Source organism: Pseudomonas sp. B21-021 (assembly GCF_024749205.1).
In the GTDB taxonomy this organism is placed as follows: Bacteria; Pseudomonadota; Gammaproteobacteria; order Pseudomonadales; family Pseudomonadaceae; genus Aquipseudomonas; species Aquipseudomonas paraglycinae.
Genome location: NZ_CP087192.1, coordinates 3,906,174 through 3,926,475, shown reverse-complemented (window position 1 = coordinate 3,926,475; position 20,302 = coordinate 3,906,174). Strand labels below are relative to the sequence as shown.

Genomic DNA, 20,302 nt, shown 5'->3' with positions numbered 1-20,302 from the left:
TGGCATGGCCCCGCATCAGGCAGTGTAGGAGCTGATGCGGGGAGCGCGCGGGTGCTTCGTCAGAAGGTGATGTCGGCGCTGGCGGTCACAGGATCAGGTCACGTACTGGGCGATGCCGTTGCCGAACGACCAGTTCTCTTTTTTCACTTCCACCAGATTGATGAACACGTCTTCCTGGCGCACGGCCAGTTGCTGGTTCAGGTTGCGCGCAATGGTCTGGAACAGCCGTTGTTTCATTTCCACGGTGCGGCCTTCGCTGATGGTCAGCTGGATGAACACGATGCCGTCGCTGCGCTGGATCCCCAGGTATTGCGGGTCATAAACGAAGTGCTGGTCGTCGTGCTCGGCCAGCACCTGAAAGTTGTCGTGTTCCGGCACGTTGATCTCGCTGCGCAGGGCGGCGTAGATCACTTCGCCAATGCGTTTGGCGAACGTCGGGTCCGGGTTTTTCTTGATGTCGACGCGGACGAGAGGCATGGGATGGCTCCACAGGCGAGGGGGCTGGACGGGGATGTCAGTCAATTCGCCATTGGGTATAGCCGAAAAATGCCAGACGGTGAGGTTGTTTAAAAACGTTAGGAAATGGACGCACCGTCCTGCGGGATTTACGGATGTTGCCTACGAGTGCTGCCGGATTCATCCGCTATACGGCGGGGTGAGAAGCGCGGAATTATAGAAAGCAGGACGGGATGCGTTCTTCATGACGAAGCAGTAATCCGGACGGAAATTGCCATCAGCCAAGAAAGGCCAATGCTTCATAACGATCGTGAAAGCCTGGAACTCGACAGGTTGGAACATGAGTCACGAAAGCTCGTGGCTGAAAGACAAAAGCTGCTGGCGGAGGAAAAGACGCTGAGGTGGGAGGCGAACCTGTATCCAGTCGCGGTATTTGGTGGGGTGTTGACCGCATTCACTGCAGTAGCAGGATTTTTTTCAAATTTTAAGTGTTCGCCTTTCAAAACAGTCAGGCCCAGGGAACCCAGAGGAAGATCAGCATGAGTACATATGACCGCAAGGCCAGAATGGAACGCTCAGAGCGAGAGCACGATGAGTGGGTCGAAAGAATGCGCATCAAACACAAAGGTGAAATGCTTCCGATGTTGGGGTTATTTGGCTTCGGCATCTTCTGCATGTCCCTTGGCTTCATATTGGCCCGATCGATCTGATCGGGTTTTCCCATGGCTCATTCGGCGCCGGTACATGCCATAAAACGACATATGGCGTATCTGGCGCCGACAGTCTTTTTCCCAAAAGCGACAAGCCTCCGATCTGCTCCGCACAACCATTCCTCAGCTAAGTCTTTGCTTCTGCTCATTTATCGCGGAGAATCGCGCCCCTGTTTCGGCCGGAGCATGTCTGTCGGTTTTTTCCGACGCGTCCTGACCGAGTGGCAAGTGACCGGAATGCGGAGATCCGACCGGATGAATGATCAGGCCAATAGCGTCGAACAACGCTTTGAAGCGGCAGCACCAGCCGAACTGTCGAGCTGGAATCGCCATGACACTACCTGGATGTTGGGACTGTTTGGGACGGCCATCGGCGCCGGCACCCTGTTTTTGCCGATCAACGCAGGTCTGGGTGGCTTCTGGCCGCTGGTGATCCTCGCGCTGCTGGCCTTCCCGATGACGTTCTACGCACACCGCGGTCTGACCCGCTTCGTGCTCTCCGGTCGCGAAGGCGCCGACATCACCGACGTGGTGGAACAGCATTTCGGCATCAAGGCCGGCGCGCTGATCACCCTGCTGTACTTCTTCGCGATCTTCCCGATCCTGCTGATCTACAGCGTCGGCCTGACCAACACGGTCGCCAGTTTCCTCGAACACCAACTGCACATCACGCCGCCACCGCGTGCGCTGCTGTCGTTCGTGCTGATCCTCGGCCTGCTGGCCGTGGTGCGCTGCGGCGAGCAAGTGATCGTCAAGGCCATGAGCCTGATGGTGTATCCGTTCATCGTCGCGCTGCTGTTCCTGGCGGTGTACCTGGTTCCGCACTGGAACGGCGGCATCCTGACCACCGCTTCGCAAGTGCCGGCACCGTCGGCGCTGCTGCACACGCTGTGGCTGGCGATTCCGGTGATGGTGTTCTCGTTCAACCACTCGCCGATTATCTCGGCGTTTGCGGTGGATCAGAAGCGTCGTTACGGCGTCCACGCCGACGAGCGTAGCTCGCAGATCCTGTCCCGCGCCCACCTGCTGATGGTGGTAATGGTGCTGTTCTTCGTGTTCAGCTGCGTATTGACCCTGTCGCCAGAGCAACTGGCGGAAGCCAAGGCGCAGAACCTGTCGATCCTGTCGTACCTGGCCAACCACTTCAGCAACCCGACCATCGCGTTCGCGGCGCCGCTGATTGCGTTCGTAGCCATCTCCAAGTCATTCCTCGGTCACTATATCGGTGCCAGCGAAGGCCTGAAAGGCTTGATCGTCAAGAGCGGCAAGCGTCCAGGCGCCAAGGCCCTGGACCGCATCGTGGCGGCGTTCATGCTGGTGGTGTGCTGGATCGTGGCGACCCTGAACCCGAGCATCCTCGGCATGATCGAAACCATCGGTGGCCCGGTCATCGCGGCGATCCTGTTCCTGATGCCGATGTACGCGATCCGTAAAGTGCCGGCGATGGCCCGTTATCGTGGGCAGATGTCGAACGTGTTTGTCACCGCGGTGGGTCTGGTGGCGATTTCGGCGTTGATCTACTCGCTGACTGCTTGAGGCTCAACACAAGATCCCGTTTGATCTTGTGAAAAAGAAAGGCCGATCTGCCTCGCAGGTCGGCCTTTTTTGTGCCTGCACAGCATTGATTGATCGTTCCCACGCTCTGCGAGGGAATGCCTCTTGTGACGCTCTGCGTCACGGTTCAGGACGCGGAGCGTCCCACGCAGAGCGTGGGAACGATCAACGCGGAGGCATAAAAAAACGCCGCTCATCTCGCGATGGGCGGCGTTTTTCATTGCTTTGCAGCGTTAGGCTTGAACGACAGGGATCTTGGCGTTCGCAGCAGCTTCACGGAACTCGGCAATCTGGTCGAAGGACAGGTAGCGGTAAACGTCGGCCGCCATGCTGTCGATCTTGCCAGCGTATTCCATGTACTCCTCGACGGTCGGCAGGCGACCCAGGATCGAAGCAACGGACGCCAGCTCAGCCGAGGCCAGGTAGACGTTCGCGCCGTCGCCCAGACGGTTCGGGAAGTTACGGGTCGAAGTCGACACCACGGTGCTGTTCGGCTCAACGCGTGCCTGGTTACCCATGCACAGCGAGCAGCCTGGCATTTCCATGCGGGCGCCGGCCTTGCCGTAGATGCCGTAGTAGCCTTCTTCGGTCAGTTGGTGAGCGTCCATCTTGGTCGGCGGCGACAGCCACAGACGGGTTGGCAGCTGACCCTTGACCTGATCCAGCAGTTTACCGGCAGCGCGGAAGTGACCGATGTTGGTCATGCACGAACCGATGAACACTTCGTCGATCTTCTCGCCAGCAACGCTGGACAGCAGACGGGCGTCGTCCGGATCGTTGGGCGCGCAAAGTACAGGCTCGCTGATGTCGGCCAGATCGATTTCGATGACTTCGGCGTATTCGGCGTCGGCATCGGCTTCCATCAGTTGCGGGTTGGCGATCCAGGCTTCCATCGCTTGAGCACGACGTTCCAGGGTACGCGCGTCGCCGTAGCCTTCGCCGATCATCCAGCGCAGCAGGGTGACGTTGGACTGCAGGTACTCGGTGATCGACTCTTTCGACAGCTTGATGGTGCAACCGGCAGCCGAACGTTCGGCCGAGGCGTCGGACAGTTCGAAAGCCTGTTCCAGGGTCAGACCTTCCAGGCCTTCGATTTCCAGGATGCGGCCGGAGAAGGCGTTTTTCTTGCCTTTCTTCTCGACGGTCAGCAGACCGTTCTGGATGGCGAAGTAAGGAATGGCATGAACCAGGTCACGCAGGGTGATGCCAGGTTTCATTTTGCCTTTGAAGCGCACCAGGATCGATTCCGGCATGTCCAGCGGCATGACGCCGGTGGCAGCGGCGAACGCGACCAGACCGGAACCGGCCGGGAACGAGATGCCCATCGGGAAACGGGTGTGCGAGTCACCACCGGTACCGACGGTGTCCGGCAGCAGCATGCGGTTCAGCCACGAGTGGATGATGCCGTCGCCCGGACGCAGGGAAACACCGCCGCGGGTCATGATGAAGTCAGGCAGGGTGTGGTGGGTGGTCACGTCGATCGGCTTCGGATAAGCCGCGGTGTGGCAGAAGGACTGCATCACCAGATCAGCGGAGAAGCCCAGGCACGCCAGGTCTTTCAGTTCGTCACGGGTCATAGGACCGGTGGTGTCCTGAGAACCTACGGTGGTCATTTTCGGTTCGCAGTAGGTGCCAGGACGAACGCCTTTGCCTTCTGCCAGACCGCAAGCCTTGCCGACCATTTTCTGCGCCAGGGTGAAGCCCTTGGTGCTTTCAGCCGGTGCTTCAGGCTTCTTGAACAGATCGAATGCTGGCAGACCCAGTTCGGCGCGAGCCTTCTCGGTCAGGCCACGGCCGATGATCAGCGGGATACGGCCGCCGGCGCGGACTTCGTCCAGCAGGACCGGGGTCTTCATTTCGAAGGTGGTGATGACTTCGTCGGTACCGTGCTTGCAGACTTTGCCTGCGTGCGGGTACAGGTCGATCACGTCGCCCATGTTCATGTTCGATACGTCGAACTCGATTGGCAGTGCGCCGGCATCTTCCATGGTGTTGTAGAAGATCGGAGCGATTTTGCTGCCGAAGCAGAAACCGCCAGCGCGCTTGTTCGGCACGTAAGGGATGTCGTCGCCGAAGAACCACAGCACCGAGTTGGTCGCCGATTTACGCGAGGAACCGGTACCGACCACGTCACCGACGTAGGCGATAGGGAAGCCCTGGCCGCGCATTTCTTCGATCTGTTTCATCGGGCCGGTCTTGCCTTGCTCGTCCGGAACGATGCCGTCACGGGCCATTTTCAGCATGGCCAGGGCGTGCAGCGGGATGTCAGGACGCGACCAGGCGTCTGGAGCAGGGGACAGGTCGTCGGTGTTGGTTTCGCCGGTCACCTTGAAGACGCGCAGGCTGATCTTGTCGGCCAGCACAGGGCGCTTCTTGAACCACTCGCCGTCAGCCCAGGATTGCAGCACGGCCTTGGCGTGAACGTTGCCGTTCTTGGCTTTTTCAGCCACGTCGTGGAAGGCATCGAACATCAGCAGGGTGTGCTTGAGTTCTTCGGCGGCCACTGGTGCCAGCTCGGCGTCGTCCAGCAGTTCAACCAGGGTCACGATGTTGTAGCCGCCCTGCATGGTGCCGAGCAGTTCTACAGCGCGTTTCTTGTCCAGCAGAGGGGAGGAGACTTCGCCCTTGGCCAGTGCGGAGAGGAAACCGGCCTTGACGTAGGCGGCTTCGTCCACTCCTGGTGGTACGCGATTGGTGATCAGGTCAACGAGGAAAGCTTCTTCGCCAGCCGGAGGATTCTTCAGCAGCTCGACCAGGCCTGCAGTTTGTTCGGCGTTAAGCGGCTGGGGAACGATACCCAGGGCTGCACGCTCTTCGATATGTTTGCGGTAGGCTTCAAGCACAGTTATTACCCTCATCAGTGGTCCCAAATGGGTGTCCGGGACGCTCATCCCGAAATTGCCGTACTCATGCTCCTCACGACGTTGTGGGTCGTTCGGCCAGAATTACCGGCAATTCCTTACAGAAGCTGCTTTCAAAGTTTTACGCCTGCAGAACGGGGAGCTGATGAGGGTTGGCGTTTGGCTTTTCCCCGCTGGAAAAACCTTACGCCAACACCGCTCTGAAGGAACGACTGTGCTCGTGACGCTTTGAAAACAGCTTCTAACGGACATTGGCGCCTAAAAAGGCTGGCTGATTCTACGGCAAAAAAAATTTAAAGGTAAGTCGCGCTCTATTGGACTTTCGTTGCGTTGTGCGCGGCTGAGGCAAACCTTGATCCAGCGCTTGTCCCTGACGTTTGAGGGGTGATGAATGGCGGACAAAGGGCTAACATGCCGACCTGTTCCGCGTTTCAAGTGTTTTGCCCATTCTATGCCCAATCAGACCATCAAGACCCCCTGCGTCGGCCTCTGCTCCACCGTTTACGGTGATCTGGTGTGCCGTGGCTGCAAGCGTTTCCACCACGAAGTGATCCACTGGAACGGTTACAACGAGGAAGAAAAGCGCGCGGTCTGGCTGCGTCTTGAGCAATTGCTGTCACAAGTGATGGCCAGCAAGGTCGAGGTCTTCGATCCGGCGCGCCTGCGTCAGCAGCTGGAACAGCGCAAGATCCGCTTCGTGCCGCATCAGTCGCAATATTGCTGGGCCTATCAGCTGATTGCCCGGGGCGCGCGGGTGATCATTAATCTGGAAGCCTACGGGATGGTGCTGTTGCCGGAGTTTCGCGACTGGAACCTGCCGGAACTGCGCGATGCCATTGATCGGGAATTTTTCCTGCTGTCGGAAGCGCACTATCAGCGCTACATCGCGCCCGGTTTCCTCAAGGATGCCCTCGGCGACTGAGCATTACCTGTGGCGAACACGCTCGCCACAGGATCACAACAATGCTTAATGTTTCACCGCCAACTCCACCAGGTGGTCTTCAACCTCCTGCGGTTTGAGCACCAGCACATCACTCTCCAATTGATCCAGCACCTGTTCGGCCGTATTGCCGATCAACGCACCGGATACCCCGCTGCGCGCCACCGTGCCAATCACCGTCACCGCCGCCTGCAGCTTGTGCGCCATGAACGGAATCAGCACATCCGCCGGGCCTTCCTCGACATGCAGATGCTCGTCGTCGATATCGAATTCAGCCTGAAACGCCCGGCATTGCTCGCGATAGCGCGCCTCGATGGTTTCCTTGAGCTGGAAGGTCGGGTCCGCTGCCGACAGCATCGGCGACGGATGAGCGGTAATCACGTGCAGATGCCCCTTGGCCAGGCTGGCGATGTCGAAGCCGTGGTCGATGATCGTGGTGTGCAGATGACGGTGTTCGCCATCGGCATTGCCCACGTCGACCGCTGCCAGAATCACCTTGTCCTTCCACGAACCAGCGGTTTTCACCAGCAGCACCGGGGTAGGGCAGTGGCGCAGCAGTTTCCAGTCCGCCGGGGTCAGCAGGGCCTTTTTCAGCGAGCTGTCGGGGAAGTGCTGCTTGATCACCAGCCCGCAGCCTTCGGCCTGCTGCACATCAATGATGGTTTCGTGCAGGCTCTCGTTCCACGCCTGCTCGGTGGTGACGCTGTAGCCGTCCGCCAAGAGCGCGGCCTTGAGCACGCTGAGCATGCCGGCGTGATCGTGCTTCTTGTCGCAGACCAGCAGGTGCAGATGGGCCTGGGTCACCCCGGCGATCAGCTTGGCGCGCTTGAGCGCCAGGCTTTCCGCGTGTTCGGGTTCGATGACCACCAGAATGCTGCGAATGGCTTGCATGAGTGAGTCTCCAGCAATGAAAAGGCACGGCGTTGCACAACTATAGTTGCTGCGCATCCGTCTGCGACTTGATGCATATCAACGCGGGCGGCTGGTGGTCTGCGGGCAGGCCGGTATAATCGGCGCCCTTCGCTCGAACACCTTTTGACCGTGAGCCCCATGATCCTTCCCGAAATCCACGAATTCCTTGGTTGCCGCACGCCCGACGCCTGGGTTGAAGCCGCGCTGGCCGATCAGGAAACCCTGCTGATCGACCACAAGAACTGCGAGTTCAAGGCCGCCAGCACCGCGTTGAGCCTGATCGCCAAGTACCATTCCCACGTCGATCTGATCAACATGATGTCGCGTCTGGCCCGGGAAGAACTGGTGCACCACGAGCAGGTCATGCGCATCATGAAGCGACGCAAGATCGAACTGCGCCAGCTGCACGCTGGCCGTTATGCTTCCAGCCTGCGCAAAGTGGTGCGCAGCCACGAACCGGTAAAGCTGGTCGACACCCTGGTGGTCGGCGCCTTCATCGAAGCGCGCAGTTGCGAGCGGTTCGAAGCGCTGGTGCCGCATCTGGACGAAGAACTCGGCAAGTTCTACTTCGGCCTGCTGAAAAGCGAGGCCCGGCATTTCCAGGGTTACCTGAAACTGGCCTACCAGTACGGTGACGCCAAGGACATCGCGCAGGTGATCGAGAGAGTCCGCGCCGCCGAGCAGGACCTGATCGAGTCGCCGGACGAGGAATTTCGTTTCCACAGCGGCGTACCCGTCGCGGCATGAATTGTTAAAAACTCTTAAGAGTATGAAACTTCAACGAAAACCGGCCCCAGGGGCCGGTTTTTGCTGCCTGCGATAAACGTCTCGCCATTGAATGCCCGCATAATGTCGCCCACTTCACAAAGCGGTTGGCGGCGGTTGTTATGGATAACCTGGGTTTTGGCAGAGTCCTGCTGGTGGAAGACGATGAGCGGCTGGCCGCGCTGATCGCCCACTTTCTCGAACAACACGGCTACGAGGTGCGCACGGTGCATCGCGGCGATCTGGCCGTGGCCGCGTTTCTCGAATTCAAGCCCAAGGTGGTGGTGCTCGACCTGATGCTGCCGGGGCAGAGCGGCCTGCACGTGTGCCGGGAAATCCGCAGCGTGTCGGACACGCCGATTGTCATCCTGACGGCCAAGGAAGACGACCTCGACCACATTCTGGGCCTGGAGTCCGGCGCCGACGACTACGTGATCAAACCGATCAAGCCGCCGGTCTTGCTCGCACGCCTGCGGGCCCTGCAACGCCGGCAAGTACCGGAAAGCGGCGTAGTGAGTTCGCTGGAGTTCGGCAACCTGATCATCGACCGCAGTTGCCGCGAAGTGCGTCTGGCGGGCGAACTGATCGAACTGACCACCATGGAGTTTGAGCTGCTGTGGCTGCTGGCCAGCGCTGCCGGCAAGATCCTGTCGCGCGATGACATTCTCAATCGCATGCGCGGCATCGCCTTCGATGGCCTCAATCGCAGCGTCGATGTGTACATCAGCAAGTTGCGCAACAAACTCAAGGACAACCCTCGCGAGCCGGTCTGCATCAAGACCGTGTGGGGCAAGGGTTACCTGTTCAATCCGTTCGCGTGGGAGTTGTAGATGCTGCGGTTATTTCTCGGGCTGTTTCTGGTGATGACGGTCGGGCTGGTGGCGGCGCTGCAAACCGTCGAACACACCTTCAACGCGTTACTCGACAACCAGATGCAAGCCTACAACCGTGAGGCGGTACGCGGACAGGCGTGGTCGCTGATCGAACACATGCGCGACCAGCAGGGCGCAGCGCGCGAGGCGCAACTGGAGGCGTTACGGCCGCACTACGGGCTGACGCTGAGCCTGGTCGAGGCTGACCAGCTGAATCTAAACGATCAGGAAAAAGCCGAACTGGCCCAGGATCTGCTGGTGATCCGCGATGACTACACCCAGTTCATCAGCAATATCGACGGTGGTTCGCAGTTGCTCAGTATCAAGCTGCCGCCCGAACCGAGCCTGATGCCGTTCTACATTGCCGGGGCCTACCTGATGCTGGCCGTGCTGCTCGGCATCGTCCTGTACTTCTGGGTTCGCCCGCACTGGCGCGATCTGGAAAAACTGCGGCTGGCCGCCGAGCGCTTCGGCGACAACGATCTTTCGGTGCGGATCCAGCTGTCCAAACGCTCGAACATCCGCGACCTCGCCGGCCATTTCAACCTGATGGCGGCGCGCATCGAAGGCCTGATCGCCAATCAGCGCGAACTGACCAATGCCGTGTCCCATGAACTGCGCACGCCGATTGCCCGGTTGTCGTTCGAGCTCGATCAGCTTAAGCAGCAACCGGACGCCAGCCAGAACCGCGAACTGATCGCCGACATGTACGCCGACCTCGGCGAGCTGGAAGAAATGGTCTCCGAACTGCTGACCTACGCCAGCCTCGAACGTGGCGCGACCGTGATCACCCGCGAAAACATTCAGGCGGCCAACTGGCTCGACAGCGTGGTCGGCAGCGTGGCGCTGGAGGCCGAGGCGGCCGGGGTGCAGATGTTGATCGTTGATTGCCGGGTCGATGAAGTGCGGATCGAACCGCGCTTCATGGCGCGGGCAGTGATCAATCTGCTGCGCAATGCCATTCGGTATGCCGAGCAGCGGGTCGAGGTGTCGCTGGTGCGCATCGGCGATCTATACGAAGTGCAGGTCAACGACGACGGGCCGGGTGTGCCGCTGGCCGGTCGAGAGAAGATTTTCGAACCGTTCTCTCGTTTGGACGCCAGCCGTGATCGCCGCACCGGTGGCTTCGGTCTGGGACTGGCGCTGGTGCGGCGGGTGTCGCAATCCCATGGCGGGCAGGTCGAGGTCGGTGACTCTCCATGGGGCGGGGCGTCGTTTCGCATGACATGGGCGCATCTGGATTGATGACTTTCGCTCCCCTGAGGGGGCAGTCGATTAACTGAGGACGTAATCCACCGGTTTCAGCGCCGGTGGCAACGGCTCAGTTCCCAGTTCCGCCAGAATATCCCGCTCGATACCCCGCACCAGCGCATCGGTCGGCAAGTCGTTTTCATCCCGGCCGAACGGGTCTTCCAGCTCATCGGCAATCGCATCCAGCCCAAAAAACGTGTAGCTGACAATCGCCGTGAACAGCGGTGTCAGCCAGCCCAGCGGTTCGGCCATGGCGAACGGCAGCAGGATGCAGAACAGGTAAATCGTGCGGTGCAGCAGCAAGGTGTAAGGGAAGGGCAGCGGCGTGTTCTTGATCCGCTCGCACACCGCCTGCGCCTGGGTCAGGCTGGTCAGGTGATTGGCCAGCAGCATGTAGCGCCATTCGCTGAGATCGCCTGATTCGTGCAGATCGGAGCATTGCTGACCGACCGTCTGCAGGATGCGCCCGCTGTAGTCCGGCACCTGCGCATCGTGCTGCGGGGTGATCCATTCGGCGCTGGCGGCGGCTTCATCTTCCCGGCGCAACCGCGCATTCAGCGCATGGGCGAAACCAGCGAGGTTGAGCAGCAACAGACGGCGCTGCGCCGATTCGCGGATCACATGGGTCTCGCGAATCACCGAGCGCACATGCACGATCACTTCGCCCCAGGCCTTGCGAGCTTCGTACCAGCGGTCGTAGCAGGCGTTGTTGCGAAAATTCATGAAGATCGACAGCGACAGACCAAGCAAGGTGAATGGCGTGGCGTTGACCTTGGTGAAGTTGCTCGGGTGGAGCATTTCCACCAGCACGATGGCCGACGCCAGCAGCGTCACCATCAGGGCGCGCAGGGCGATGCGCTTGGCAATCGAGCCCTTGAGGGTGAAGAGAATGGCGAATTGATTGACCTTGGGTCGGATGATCATGCGGCTCTCTGCCTTGAAAACGTGGCGGATCAGCCGCCGGTCATGTTCATGAAACGCACCACTTGCACGTCGTCGTTCACTTCAAAGTTGTGCCGGTAAGGCTTGAGTTTCATCGCTTCGATGATGGCTTTCTCCAGCCGTTCCGGTTGGCCCGGATGAGCGCGCAGCACTGCCTTCAAGTCCACCGAATGCTCGTTCCCCAGACACAGTAGCAAACGCCCCTCGACGGTCAGCCGCACCCGGTTGCAGGTGCCGCAGAAGTTGTGGCTGTGGGGCGAGATGAACCCCAGCCGAATGTGCGGCGCTTCGGCTAGCCGCCAGTAGCGCGACGGGCCTTGGGTCGACTCGGCGGAGTCGATCAGGGTGTAGCGCTCGGCGATCTTTTCGCGCACCTGGGTGCTGGAAAAGAACGACTCGGCGCGGCTGTGTTCGCTGATGATCCCCAGCGGCATTTCCTCGATGAAGGAAATATCCAGGTCCCGTTCGATGGCGAACTGCACCAGATCGTTGATCTCGTGATCGTTGCGGCCCTGCATCACCACGCAGTTGAGTTTAGTGCGGGTAAATCCGGCGGCGCGGGCGGCGTCGATGCCGTCGATCACCTGGGCCAGGTCACCGGTGCGGGTCATCTGCTTGAAGCGCGTGGCATCGAGGCTGTCGAGGCTGACGTTGAGGCGTTTGACCCCGGCGTCGAACAGCGGGCTGGCCAGTTTGCTGAGCTGCGAGCCGTTGGTGGTCAGGCACAGTTCGCGCAGGCCGGGCAGGGCGGCGATCTGCTTGCACAAGCCGACGACGCCGGGACGAATCAGTGGCTCGCCTCCGGTCAGGCGGATCTTGCGGGTGCCCAATGCAACGAAGCTCTGCGCCAGTTGATAGATCTCCTCCAGCGTCAGCACCCGTTGGCGCGGCAGAAACTGCATGTCTTCGGCCATGCAATACACGCAGCGGAAGTCGCAGCGGTCGGTGACCGACATGCGCAGGTAGTCGACGCGGCGGTTGTAACCATCGATCAAGACGCGCTCTGACATGACAGCCTCGCTTGGGTTAAATCCGCTATTGAAGGGATTGGGTCGGCGCAGATTATGAGCAACTTGAGACAGCGTCCAATCACTCTTAATGACCGGCCGATTGATGCTGTCGATGATGAAATAATTATTCGCTGTTTTTCACTTCCTGGTTTTGCAAGTGCCCGTATTTAAAGGCTTTAACGCCGTGATAGATGCTTTCGATAACGCAGTCATTAATAGCGATTAGACAAGTTTTTGCAGCGGTTCCTATCCTTGGCCCCGTCAAACGAAACGACCGCTTTTTAACTTGAAAGTCAGTCGTCGCTGTTTAAACCCGATCAGGTTTTTGCCTGTGTGCATCGTCATGGAGAAGTCCCATGTCACAAGTCGACCGTTACAAACCCTACAAGGGCGCCGCTGCGGGTTGGGGTGCTGTGATCAGCCTCACCAAGAACTGGCTGGGCAGTGAAAACGCCCTGAAAAACATCCGCGCCATGCTCAAGACCAACCAGAACGGCGGCTTCGACTGCCCCGGTTGCGCCTGGGGTGAAGCGCCCGGCGCGAGCATGCTGAAGTTCTGCGAGAACGGCGCCAAAGCGGTGAACTGGGAAGCCACCGGCCGCCTGGTCGATCCGGCGTTCTTCAACAAGTACACGGTCTCGACCCTGGCCGAGCAAAGCGATTACTGGCTCGAATATCAGGGGCGGATCACCCACCCGATGCGCTACGACGCGCGGGTCGACCGCTACGTCGAAACCACCTGGGACGACGCCTTCGCACTGATCGCCAAACACCTCAAAGGCCTGAAATCGCCCCACGAGGCCGAGTTCTACACCTCGGGTCGCGCCAGCAACGAAGCGGCGTTTCTCTACCAGTTGTTCGTCCGCGCCTACGGCACCAACAACTTCCCGGACTGCTCAAACATGTGCCACGAAGCCAGTGCGGTGAGCATGGGCGAGAGCCTGGGCGTGGGCAAAGGCACGGTGGTCTATGAAGACCTGCACCACGCCGACGCGATTTTCGTGATCGGCCAGAACCCCGGCACCAACCACCCGCGCATGCTCGAACCGTTGCGTGAAGCGGTGAAGCGCGGCGCGCAGGTGGTGTGCATCAACCCGCTGAAGGAGCGTGGGCTGGAGCGTTTTCAGAACCCGCAAAACCCGATTGAGATGCTCAGCAACGGCTGGGAAGCGACCAACACCGCGTACTTCCGCCCGGCACTGGGCGGCGACATGGCGATGATTCGTGGCATGGCCAAATTCCTGCTGGAGTGGGAGCGCGAAGCGCAGGCCACGGGCGGTGAACCAGTGTTCGATCACGCGTTCATTGCCGAGCACACGTCGGGTCTCGACAGCTATCTGGCCGAAGTCGATGCCACGAGTTGGGAGCACATCGTCGAGCAGTCTGGCGTGCCGCTGCATGACATCGAATTGGCCGCGCGCATGTACGCTCGCGCCAAGAGCGTGATCATGTGCTGGGCCATGGGCCTGACCCAACACGTGCACTCGGTGCCGACCCTGCAGGAAGTCATCAACCTGCAACTGCTGCGCGGCAACGTCGGCCGTCCGGGCGCCGGGCTGTCGCCGGTGCGCGGCCACAGTAACGTGCAGGGCGACCGCACCATGGGCATCAACGAACTGGCCCCGACCGAACTGATGGACGCCCTGGAAAAACGCTTCAACTTCAAAGTGCCGCGCATGCACGGCCACAACACGGTCATGGCGATTGGCGCCATGGAGCGCGGCGAAGCCAAGGTGTTTATCGGGCTCGGCGGCAACTTCGCCCAGGCCACGCCGGACACCCCGCGCACCCACGCCGCCATGCGCAAACTCGACCTCACCGTGCACATCTCGACCAAGCTCAACCGCAGCCATCTGGTGACCGGGCGTGACGCGTTGATCCTGCCTTGCCTGGGCCGTACCGACATCGACGTCCAGGCCGAAGGCCCGCAAGGCGTGACCGTGGAAGACACCTTCAGCATGGTGCATTTGTCGTTCGGCCAACTGAAGCCGAAGTCGGCCCATCTGAAATCCGAGCCGGCGATCATTGCCGGGATCGCCGCCGCGACCCTGGGCAAACATCCGATCGACTGGGAGTGGGCGGTGGGCGACTACGGGCGCATCCGCAACCTGATCGCCGACGTGATTCCGGGCTTCGAGAACTTCAACGAGAAGTTGCTGATTCCCGGTGGTTTCCACCTCGGCAACAACGCTTCCGACCGGGTCTGGAAAACCGAATCCGGCAAGGCCCAGTTCACCCCGTGTGTGCTGCCGGAGCATCTGATCAGCGAAGGCGTGCGCAACCTGCCGGTCAAACCGCATCTGATCCTGCAAACCATGCGTTCCCACGATCAGTACAACACCACGCTGTACGGCCTCGACGACCGTTATCGCGGTGTATATGGGATGCGCGACGTGGTGTTCGCCAACGAGCAGGATATCCGCCGGCTCGGTTTCGAACCGGGGCAGAAGGTCGATCTGGTGGCGCTGTGGGGCGACGAGCGCGAGCGTCGGGTCAGCGGTTTCACCCTGATCGCCTACGACATTCCGGCCGGGCAGGCTGCCGCGTACTACCCGGAAACCAATCCGCTGGTGCCGCTGGAAAGTTACGGTGACCGCACCTACACGCCGACCTCGAAATTCGTGGCGATCCGCCTCGAAGCCGCCGAGGCGAGCAACCTGATCCCGTCGTCGGTGGCGTAGCCGACCCACGCGATCCAACCCTTTTGCATTTTGACTGGCTGCAGGCGTTCGCGCCTGGCGGTGGCCCGGCCGTGTGCTGCCGCTTTTCAGCCTTGATGAGGACATCATCATGTTCAACCTGGAGGCACTGGACCTGGCGCGAATTCAATTCGCGTTCACGGTTTCGTTCCACATCATCTTCCCGGCGATCACCATTGGGCTCGCGAGTTTCCTGGCGGTGCTCGAAGGCCTGTGGCTGAAAACCCGTAACGACACTTACCGCGATCTCTACCATTTCTGGTCGAAGATCTTCGCCGTCAACTTCGGCATGGGCGTGGTGTCGGGGCTGGTCATGGCGTACCAGTTCGGCACCAACTGGAGCGGGTTTTCCGACTTCGCCGGCAGCGTCACCGGGCCGTTGCTGACCTATGAAGTGCTGACCGCGTTCTTCCTCGAAGCCGGTTTCCTCGGGGTGATGCTGTTCGGCTGGAACCGCGTGGGCCGTGGCTTGCACTTCTTCGCCACAGTGATGGTTGCCATCGGTACGCTGATCTCGACCTTCTGGATTCTTGCCTCCAACAGCTGGATGCAGACGCCGCAGGGCTTCGAAATCGTCGACGGCCGGGTGATGCCGGTCGACTGGCTGGCGATCGTGTTCAACCCGTCGTTTCCGTTCCGTCTGGCGCACATGGCGATTGCCGCGTTTGTTGCCACGGCGTTCTTCGTCGGCGCTTCGGCAGCCTGGCATTTGCTGCGCGGCAACGACAGCAAACCAGTGCGCAAGATGTTCTCCATGGCGCTGTGGATGGCGCTGATCGTCGCGCCGATTCAGGCGGTGGTCGGTGACGCTCATGGCTTGAACACCCTGGAACACCAACCGGCGAAAATCGCCGCCATCGAGGGCCACTGGGAAAACGCCGACAACGGACCGACCCCGCTGGTGCTGTTCGGCATTCCGGACATGCAGACGGAGAAGACCAAATACGCGATCGAGATTCCGTACCTCGGCAGCCTGATCCTCACCCACAGCCTCGACAAGCAGATCCCGGCGCTCAAGAGCTTCCCGAAAGAAGACCGGCCGAACTCGACCGTGATTTTCTGGAGCTTCCGGGTGATGGCCGGGCTCGGCATGTTGATGATTCTGGTCGGTTTGCTGGGCCTGGCGTTGCGGCGCAACGGCAAGGTCTACCGTCATCGCGGCTTCCAGCGTTTGGTGCTGCTGATGGGGCCGAGCGGTCTGATCGCGCTGCTGGCGGGTTGGATCACTACCGAAGTCGGGCGTCAGCCGTGGGTGGTGTACGGCCTGATGCGCACTCATGACGCGGCGTCCCATCACTCGGTGGCGCAGATGAGCACCTCGCTGGCGCTGTTCGTCGTCATCTACTGCTCGGTGTTCACCGTGGGCATCGGCTACATGATGAAACTGGTGAGCAAGGGCCCGCAGCCGCACCACGAACATCCGCCCGAAGGCACTCAGGTGCAGACCCCGCGCCGGCCACTTTCGGCGGTTACCGACAACCTCGAATCCGCGACCCGGATCCACTGAAAAAGGAGCGTTGAGTCATGGGTATTCAAGGTATCGATCTCTCGTTGATCTGGGGCGTGATCATTGCCTTCGGGGTGATGATGTACGTGATCATGGACGGCTTCGATCTGGGCCTCGGGATCCTGTTCCCGATGATCAGCGACGAGCAGGAACGCGACGTGATGATGAACACCGTCGCACCCGTTTGGGACGGCAACGAAACCTGGCTGGTGCTCGGCGGTGCGGCGCTGTACGGCGCGTTTCCGCTGGCCTACGGGGTGATTCTGGAGGCGCTGTATCTGCCGCTGATCTTCATGCTCGCGGGGTTGATTTTCCGTGGGGTGGCATTCGAATTTCGCTTCAAGGCGCCGGCTGAAAAACGTCATCTGTGGGACTGGGCGTTCATCGGCGGTTCGCTGCTGGCGACGTTCTCTCAGGGCGTGGTGATCGGCGCGTATGTGGCGGGGATTCCGGTGGTGGATCGGCAGTTCGCCGGTGGCGGTCTGGACTGGCTGGCGCCGTTCCCGCTGGTCTGCGGCGTCGGTCTGGTGATTGCTTACGCCTTGCTTGGCAGCACCTGGCTGCTGGTCAAGACCGAAGGCATGCTGGAGTCGCGGATGCGTCACTACAGCCGTCCGCTGGCGTGGCTGTTGCTGGCGATGGTGGTGGTGATCGGCGCGTGGACGCTGCAACTGCACCCGGAACTGGCCGGCCGCTGGTTCAACCATGCGCACCTGACCGTGTTCGCCGGGCTGGTGGTGTTGGCGGTGCTGGCGTTGTTCGGGCTGTTGCGTTCGCTGCGTCAGCGCCACACTCACTGGCCGTTCGTGTTCACCCTGGTGCTGATGTTCCTCGGCTACATCGGCCTGGCGCTGAGCATCTGGCCGAACATCATCCCGCCGTCGGTCAGCCTGTGGGCGGCGGCATCACCGGCCACCAGCCAGCTGTTCGCCCTGATCGGCGCGCTGTTCATCCTGCCGGTGATCCTGATGTACACCTTCTGGAGCTACTACGTGTTCCGCGGCAAAGTGAGGATTGGCGATGGCTACCATTGATTCGCGTGAGGTGAAATCCAGCCCCTGGTACAAGCGTCTGGGCTGGCTGATGCTGATCTGGTTTGGCAGCGTGGTCTCGCTGGCGGTGGTGGCGAGTCTGCTGAAGCTGGCGATGTATGCGGCGGGGATGAGAACCCACTGAGCAAAAAAACCGGAGCCTGGCTCCGGTTTTTTATTGCCTGCGATTTACTTCCTCCCCTTGGGGGAGGAGCTGCCCTGAGGTTTATTCCCCGCCAAACATCGCAGTCCAGTAAATCCCGGCGCTGCTCTTCGGATCGACTGCGTAGGCAGCGCCAAGTTCGCGGTACTGCGGGTTCATCAGGTTGGCGCAATGGCCGGGGCTGGCGAGCCAGCCGGCGACGACTTTCTGCACCGTGTCCTGCCCGGCGGCGATGTTCTCGCCGACCTGCTGGCCGCTGTAACCGGCAAGTTCCGCCCGGTCGCCGGGGGTACGGCCGTCGCGGTCCTTGTGGTCGAAATAATTGTTGTTGGCCATCTCGCGGCTGTGTTCCTGGGCAACGCCGCCGAGCACCGCGTTCCACGCCAGCGGCGTGGTCGCTGCGAACGCCTGACCGCCGCACTGGCGCGGTTGGGCGCGGGCGGCGTTGAGTTGTTCGAGGAGTTTCTGGCCTTCAGCCTGACCGTCGCCGAGGCGGGCGGACAGCAGTGGCCGCGCCAGGGTAATGCGCCAGTCACGATCAGCGCGGCTGACGCCGATATCGACGAACTGCGGATCCAGCACCACCTGACAGAAGCTTTCCTGAATCGCCTTCATCGCCGACGCCGCATCCCTTGGCCCGTTCAGGGTAATCGCCTGCACGTTGACCATCGGGTAGCGAGCGCTGGACATCGCCTGCTGCAAATCCACCACACCGCTGGCCGGCAGAATCAGGCGCGGGTCGGCCGACAGCGGCGGCAACTCACTGGACGCCTGGCTGCCACAACGCTGCGGCTGGCTGCGGTAGCTGTTGATCGATTCGATCAATTGCGACTCGTCGGTGGCCATGGCCGAAGTGGCCAGCGCCAGGCCCACGGACAACGCGGCGAGTCGCAGAACGGATGGCATGAAGCGCATGGAAATCTCCCTTGGGCTGAGTGCGCACATCATGCGCGAAAGGGCCCCGGTTCGTGCAATGTCTTTTTCTTCACGACGCGGATTTTTCTGCCGAACGATTCCGTGCAATTTGCCGTCTACACTCTGCGAAGACCCCGGAAACCGGGCGTCTCAACCACGTAACACTTCGCCCGCATCGGGCTCTGCCGGAAGAATGATCATGCGATTGAACGGGTTGCTTTGCTGTCTTGCGTTGACCCTGCTGAGCGGCGCGGCACTGGCCACCGATCAGGCTCCGATCAAGGAAAAGGCCGAAGCGAAAGCCGAGGTTCTGGAAGAGAAGGCTGCCGACAAACCCGACGCGCCCCCGGCACCCAAATCCGAAGCCATCACGCCGACCGAAGCACAGGCGGTCGACCCCGCCGGCGCTGCACCATTGGATGATCCGATCACCTGTCTGGCACGCAGCATCTATTGGGAAGCCAAGGGCAAGGACAATGCCGACATGGAAGGCGTGGCGAGTGTGGTGATGAATCGTCTCGGGCATGACGGCTTTCCGGGCACGGTGTGCGAGGTGGTCAAGCAGGGCTCGGAAAGCAAGAGTTGCCAGTTTTCCTGGTGGTGCGACGGGCGTCCGGATCAGGTCAAGGAAGATGCCGAATACGCGCTGGCCAAGGAAATCGCCGGCAAGGCGCTGAACCGACAGCTCACCGATCGCACCCACGGCGCGCTGTATTTCCACGACCGCAATGTTCATCCGAGCTGGGCGAAGGAATACACCAAGACCGCCGAGACCAAGAAATTCCTGTTCTATAAACCCACTGGCGGGGATGCGCGTTAGGCGCAGACTTCCCGCACGCAATTGCGCAACCAGCGATGCGCCGGGTCGGCGTCCATGCGCGGGTGCCAAAGCATCGACACGCTGATATCCGGCATACGCAAGGGCAGGGCGAAGCTGTGCAGGCCCGTGCGCAGTTTGCTGGTGTGACGTTCCGGAACGGTGGCGATCAGGTCCGATTCACGGACCAGCGTCAGCGCCGCCGAAAATCCACCGAACGAAGTGACGATGTCCCGCGTCAGGCCGAAGGCGAGCAATGCTTCGTCCACCGGGCCGCTGCTGCGTCCGCGCCGTGACACCAGAATGTGCTGGCCGGCGGCAAAGCGTTTGGCGCTGACCTTGCCGCTGCTCAACGGATGTCCCTCACGTACCACACCAATCCACTGATCGCGGAACAGAATGCGGCTGTGCAGCGTCGGGTCGGTGCTGTCGTCGACCACGCCGGTTTCCAGGTCCACCCGGCCTACGCGCAGCAGCGTGCTGTCCTTGTCGGCCTTCTGCACGAAGCGCAGGCGCACGCCGGGCGCCTCTTTGGCGATGCGGGCGAGCAGGGCGGCGGCGAAGGTTTCGACAAACCCGTCGGTGTTGCGCAGTGTGAAGGTGCGCCGCAACTGGCCGGGATCGAGCACTTCTGCCGGGCGCAAAACCGCTTCGGCTTCCTGCACCAGATAACTGACCCGGTCGCGCAACTCCAGCGCACGCGGGGTCGGCACCAGTCCTCGGCCGGCGCGCACCAGCAGCGGATCGCCGGTGGTTTCCCGCAGCCGGGCCAGCGCGCGGCTCATGGCTGACGGGCTCAGACGCAGGCGCTCGGCGGCGCGGGCGACGCTGCCTTCGCTCAGCAGCACGTCGAGGGTGATCAACAGGTTCAGATCCGGCGCATTCATGACATGGCGT

18 protein-coding genes are annotated in these 20,302 nt (G+C 60.9%); 11 read left to right on the top strand and 7 right to left on the bottom strand.

The window, feature by feature from the left end; genetic code table 11:
* Nucleotides 1–93 precede the first annotated feature (93 nt).
* Nucleotides 94–477: a tautomerase family protein gene (locus tag LOY31_RS17495; protein WP_007958838.1), complete on the bottom strand. Its 384-nt coding sequence runs from the start codon at nucleotides 475–477 to the stop codon at nucleotides 94–96.
* Nucleotides 478–995: 518 nt separating this feature from the next.
* Between LOY31_RS17495 and LOY31_RS17485 the strand changes: the two genes are divergently transcribed.
* Nucleotides 996–1,166, top strand: coding sequence for a hypothetical protein (locus LOY31_RS17485; protein ID WP_167748742.1), 171 nt, complete (start codon nucleotides 996–998; stop codon nucleotides 1,164–1,166).
* A 255-nt stretch (nucleotides 1,167–1,421) separates the two neighbouring features.
* On the top strand, nucleotides 1,422–2,702 hold the full coding sequence (locus LOY31_RS17480; protein WP_085602790.1) for an HAAAP family serine/threonine permease: 1,281 nt from the start codon (nucleotides 1,422–1,424) through the stop codon (nucleotides 2,700–2,702).
* A 251-nt stretch (nucleotides 2,703–2,953) separates the two neighbouring features.
* Here the strand turns inward: LOY31_RS17480 and acnB are convergent, their stop codons facing one another.
* Nucleotides 2,954–5,563 carry a bifunctional aconitate hydratase 2/2-methylisocitrate dehydratase gene (acnB, locus tag LOY31_RS17475; RefSeq protein WP_045121882.1) on the bottom strand — a complete coding sequence of 870 codons (2,610 nt, stop codon included), beginning with the start codon at nucleotides 5,561–5,563 and terminating at the stop codon, nucleotides 2,954–2,956.
* Between the two features lie 469 nt (nucleotides 5,564–6,032).
* Here acnB and LOY31_RS17470 point away from each other — a divergent pair, with 469 nt between their 5' ends.
* Entirely contained in the window at nucleotides 6,033–6,503 is a 471-nt protein-coding gene (locus LOY31_RS17470) for a DUF1289 domain-containing protein (RefSeq protein WP_045121881.1), read from the top strand.
* A 45-nt stretch (nucleotides 6,504–6,548) separates the two neighbouring features.
* Here LOY31_RS17470 and LOY31_RS17465 read toward each other — a convergent pair whose 3' ends face one another.
* Nucleotides 6,549–7,412, bottom strand: coding sequence for a universal stress protein (locus tag LOY31_RS17465; RefSeq protein ID WP_085602794.1), 864 nt, complete (start codon nucleotides 7,410–7,412; stop codon nucleotides 6,549–6,551).
* 159 nt (nucleotides 7,413–7,571) lie between these two features.
* Here LOY31_RS17465 and LOY31_RS17460 point away from each other — a divergent pair, with 159 nt between their 5' ends.
* The 3 genes from LOY31_RS17460 (at nucleotide 7,572) to LOY31_RS17450 (ending at nucleotide 10,315) form a co-directional block, all read left to right on the top strand.
* Nucleotides 7,572–8,180, top strand: a complete 609-nt coding sequence (locus LOY31_RS17460; protein ID WP_085602796.1) for a tRNA-(ms[2]io[6]A)-hydroxylase — start codon at nucleotides 7,572–7,574, stop codon at nucleotides 8,178–8,180.
* A 140-nt stretch (nucleotides 8,181–8,320) separates the two neighbouring features.
* Nucleotides 8,321–9,028: a response regulator gene (locus LOY31_RS17455; protein ID WP_007958821.1), complete on the top strand. Its 708-nt coding sequence runs from the start codon at nucleotides 8,321–8,323 to the stop codon at nucleotides 9,026–9,028.
* Nucleotides 9,029–10,315 carry an ATP-binding protein gene (locus tag LOY31_RS17450; RefSeq protein WP_258711933.1) on the top strand — a complete coding sequence of 429 codons (1,287 nt, stop codon included), beginning with the start codon at nucleotides 9,029–9,031 and terminating at the stop codon, nucleotides 10,313–10,315. It begins immediately after the preceding gene.
* A 30-nt stretch (nucleotides 10,316–10,345) separates the two neighbouring features.
* Here the strand turns inward: LOY31_RS17450 and LOY31_RS17445 are convergent, their stop codons facing one another.
* The gene (locus LOY31_RS17445; RefSeq protein WP_127798524.1) at nucleotides 10,346–11,245 is read right to left on the bottom strand and encodes a bestrophin family protein; all 900 of its coding nucleotides are present in this window, start codon (nucleotides 11,243–11,245) and stop codon (nucleotides 10,346–10,348) included.
* Between the two features lie 29 nt (nucleotides 11,246–11,274).
* Nucleotides 11,275–12,273: a GTP 3',8-cyclase MoaA gene (gene moaA / locus LOY31_RS17440; RefSeq protein WP_258711932.1), complete on the bottom strand. Its 999-nt coding sequence runs from the start codon at nucleotides 12,271–12,273 to the stop codon at nucleotides 11,275–11,277.
* Between the two features lie 356 nt (nucleotides 12,274–12,629).
* On the opposite strand from moaA, the gene LOY31_RS17435 reads away from it, so the two are divergent.
* From LOY31_RS17435 to LOY31_RS17420, 4 genes are all read left to right on the top strand, one after another.
* Nucleotides 12,630–14,954, top strand: a complete 2,325-nt coding sequence (locus tag LOY31_RS17435) for an FdhF/YdeP family oxidoreductase (RefSeq protein ID WP_179694543.1) — start codon at nucleotides 12,630–12,632, stop codon at nucleotides 14,952–14,954.
* 109 nt (nucleotides 14,955–15,063) lie between these two features.
* A complete protein-coding gene (locus LOY31_RS17430; RefSeq protein ID WP_258711931.1) occupies nucleotides 15,064–16,479 on the top strand; it encodes a cytochrome ubiquinol oxidase subunit I in 1,416 nt (471 codons plus the stop codon).
* Between the two features lie 17 nt (nucleotides 16,480–16,496).
* On the top strand, nucleotides 16,497–17,513 hold the full coding sequence (gene cydB, locus LOY31_RS17425; protein ID WP_007950588.1) for a cytochrome d ubiquinol oxidase subunit II: 1,017 nt from the start codon (nucleotides 16,497–16,499) through the stop codon (nucleotides 17,511–17,513).
* Entirely contained in the window at nucleotides 17,500–17,655 is a 156-nt protein-coding gene (locus LOY31_RS17420; RefSeq protein WP_258711930.1) for a DUF2474 domain-containing protein, read from the top strand. The genes cydB and LOY31_RS17420 overlap by 14 nt, the downstream gene beginning before the upstream one ends.
* A gap of 81 nt (nucleotides 17,656–17,736) precedes the next feature.
* On the opposite strand, the gene LOY31_RS17415 is transcribed toward LOY31_RS17420, so the two are convergent.
* The gene (locus tag LOY31_RS17415) at nucleotides 17,737–18,588 is read right to left on the bottom strand and encodes a CAP domain-containing protein (RefSeq protein WP_085602807.1); all 852 of its coding nucleotides are present in this window, start codon (nucleotides 18,586–18,588) and stop codon (nucleotides 17,737–17,739) included.
* A 199-nt stretch (nucleotides 18,589–18,787) separates the two neighbouring features.
* On the opposite strand from LOY31_RS17415, the gene LOY31_RS17410 reads away from it, so the two are divergent.
* Entirely contained in the window at nucleotides 18,788–19,408 is a 621-nt protein-coding gene (locus LOY31_RS17410) for a cell wall hydrolase (protein WP_258711929.1), read from the top strand.
* Here the strand turns inward: LOY31_RS17410 and LOY31_RS17405 are convergent.
* Entirely contained in the window at nucleotides 19,405–20,292 is an 888-nt protein-coding gene (locus LOY31_RS17405) for a LysR family transcriptional regulator (RefSeq protein ID WP_258713617.1), read from the bottom strand. The two genes, LOY31_RS17410 and LOY31_RS17405, sit on opposite strands and share 4 nt — an antisense overlap.
* Nucleotides 20,293–20,302: the final 10 nt, after the last annotated feature.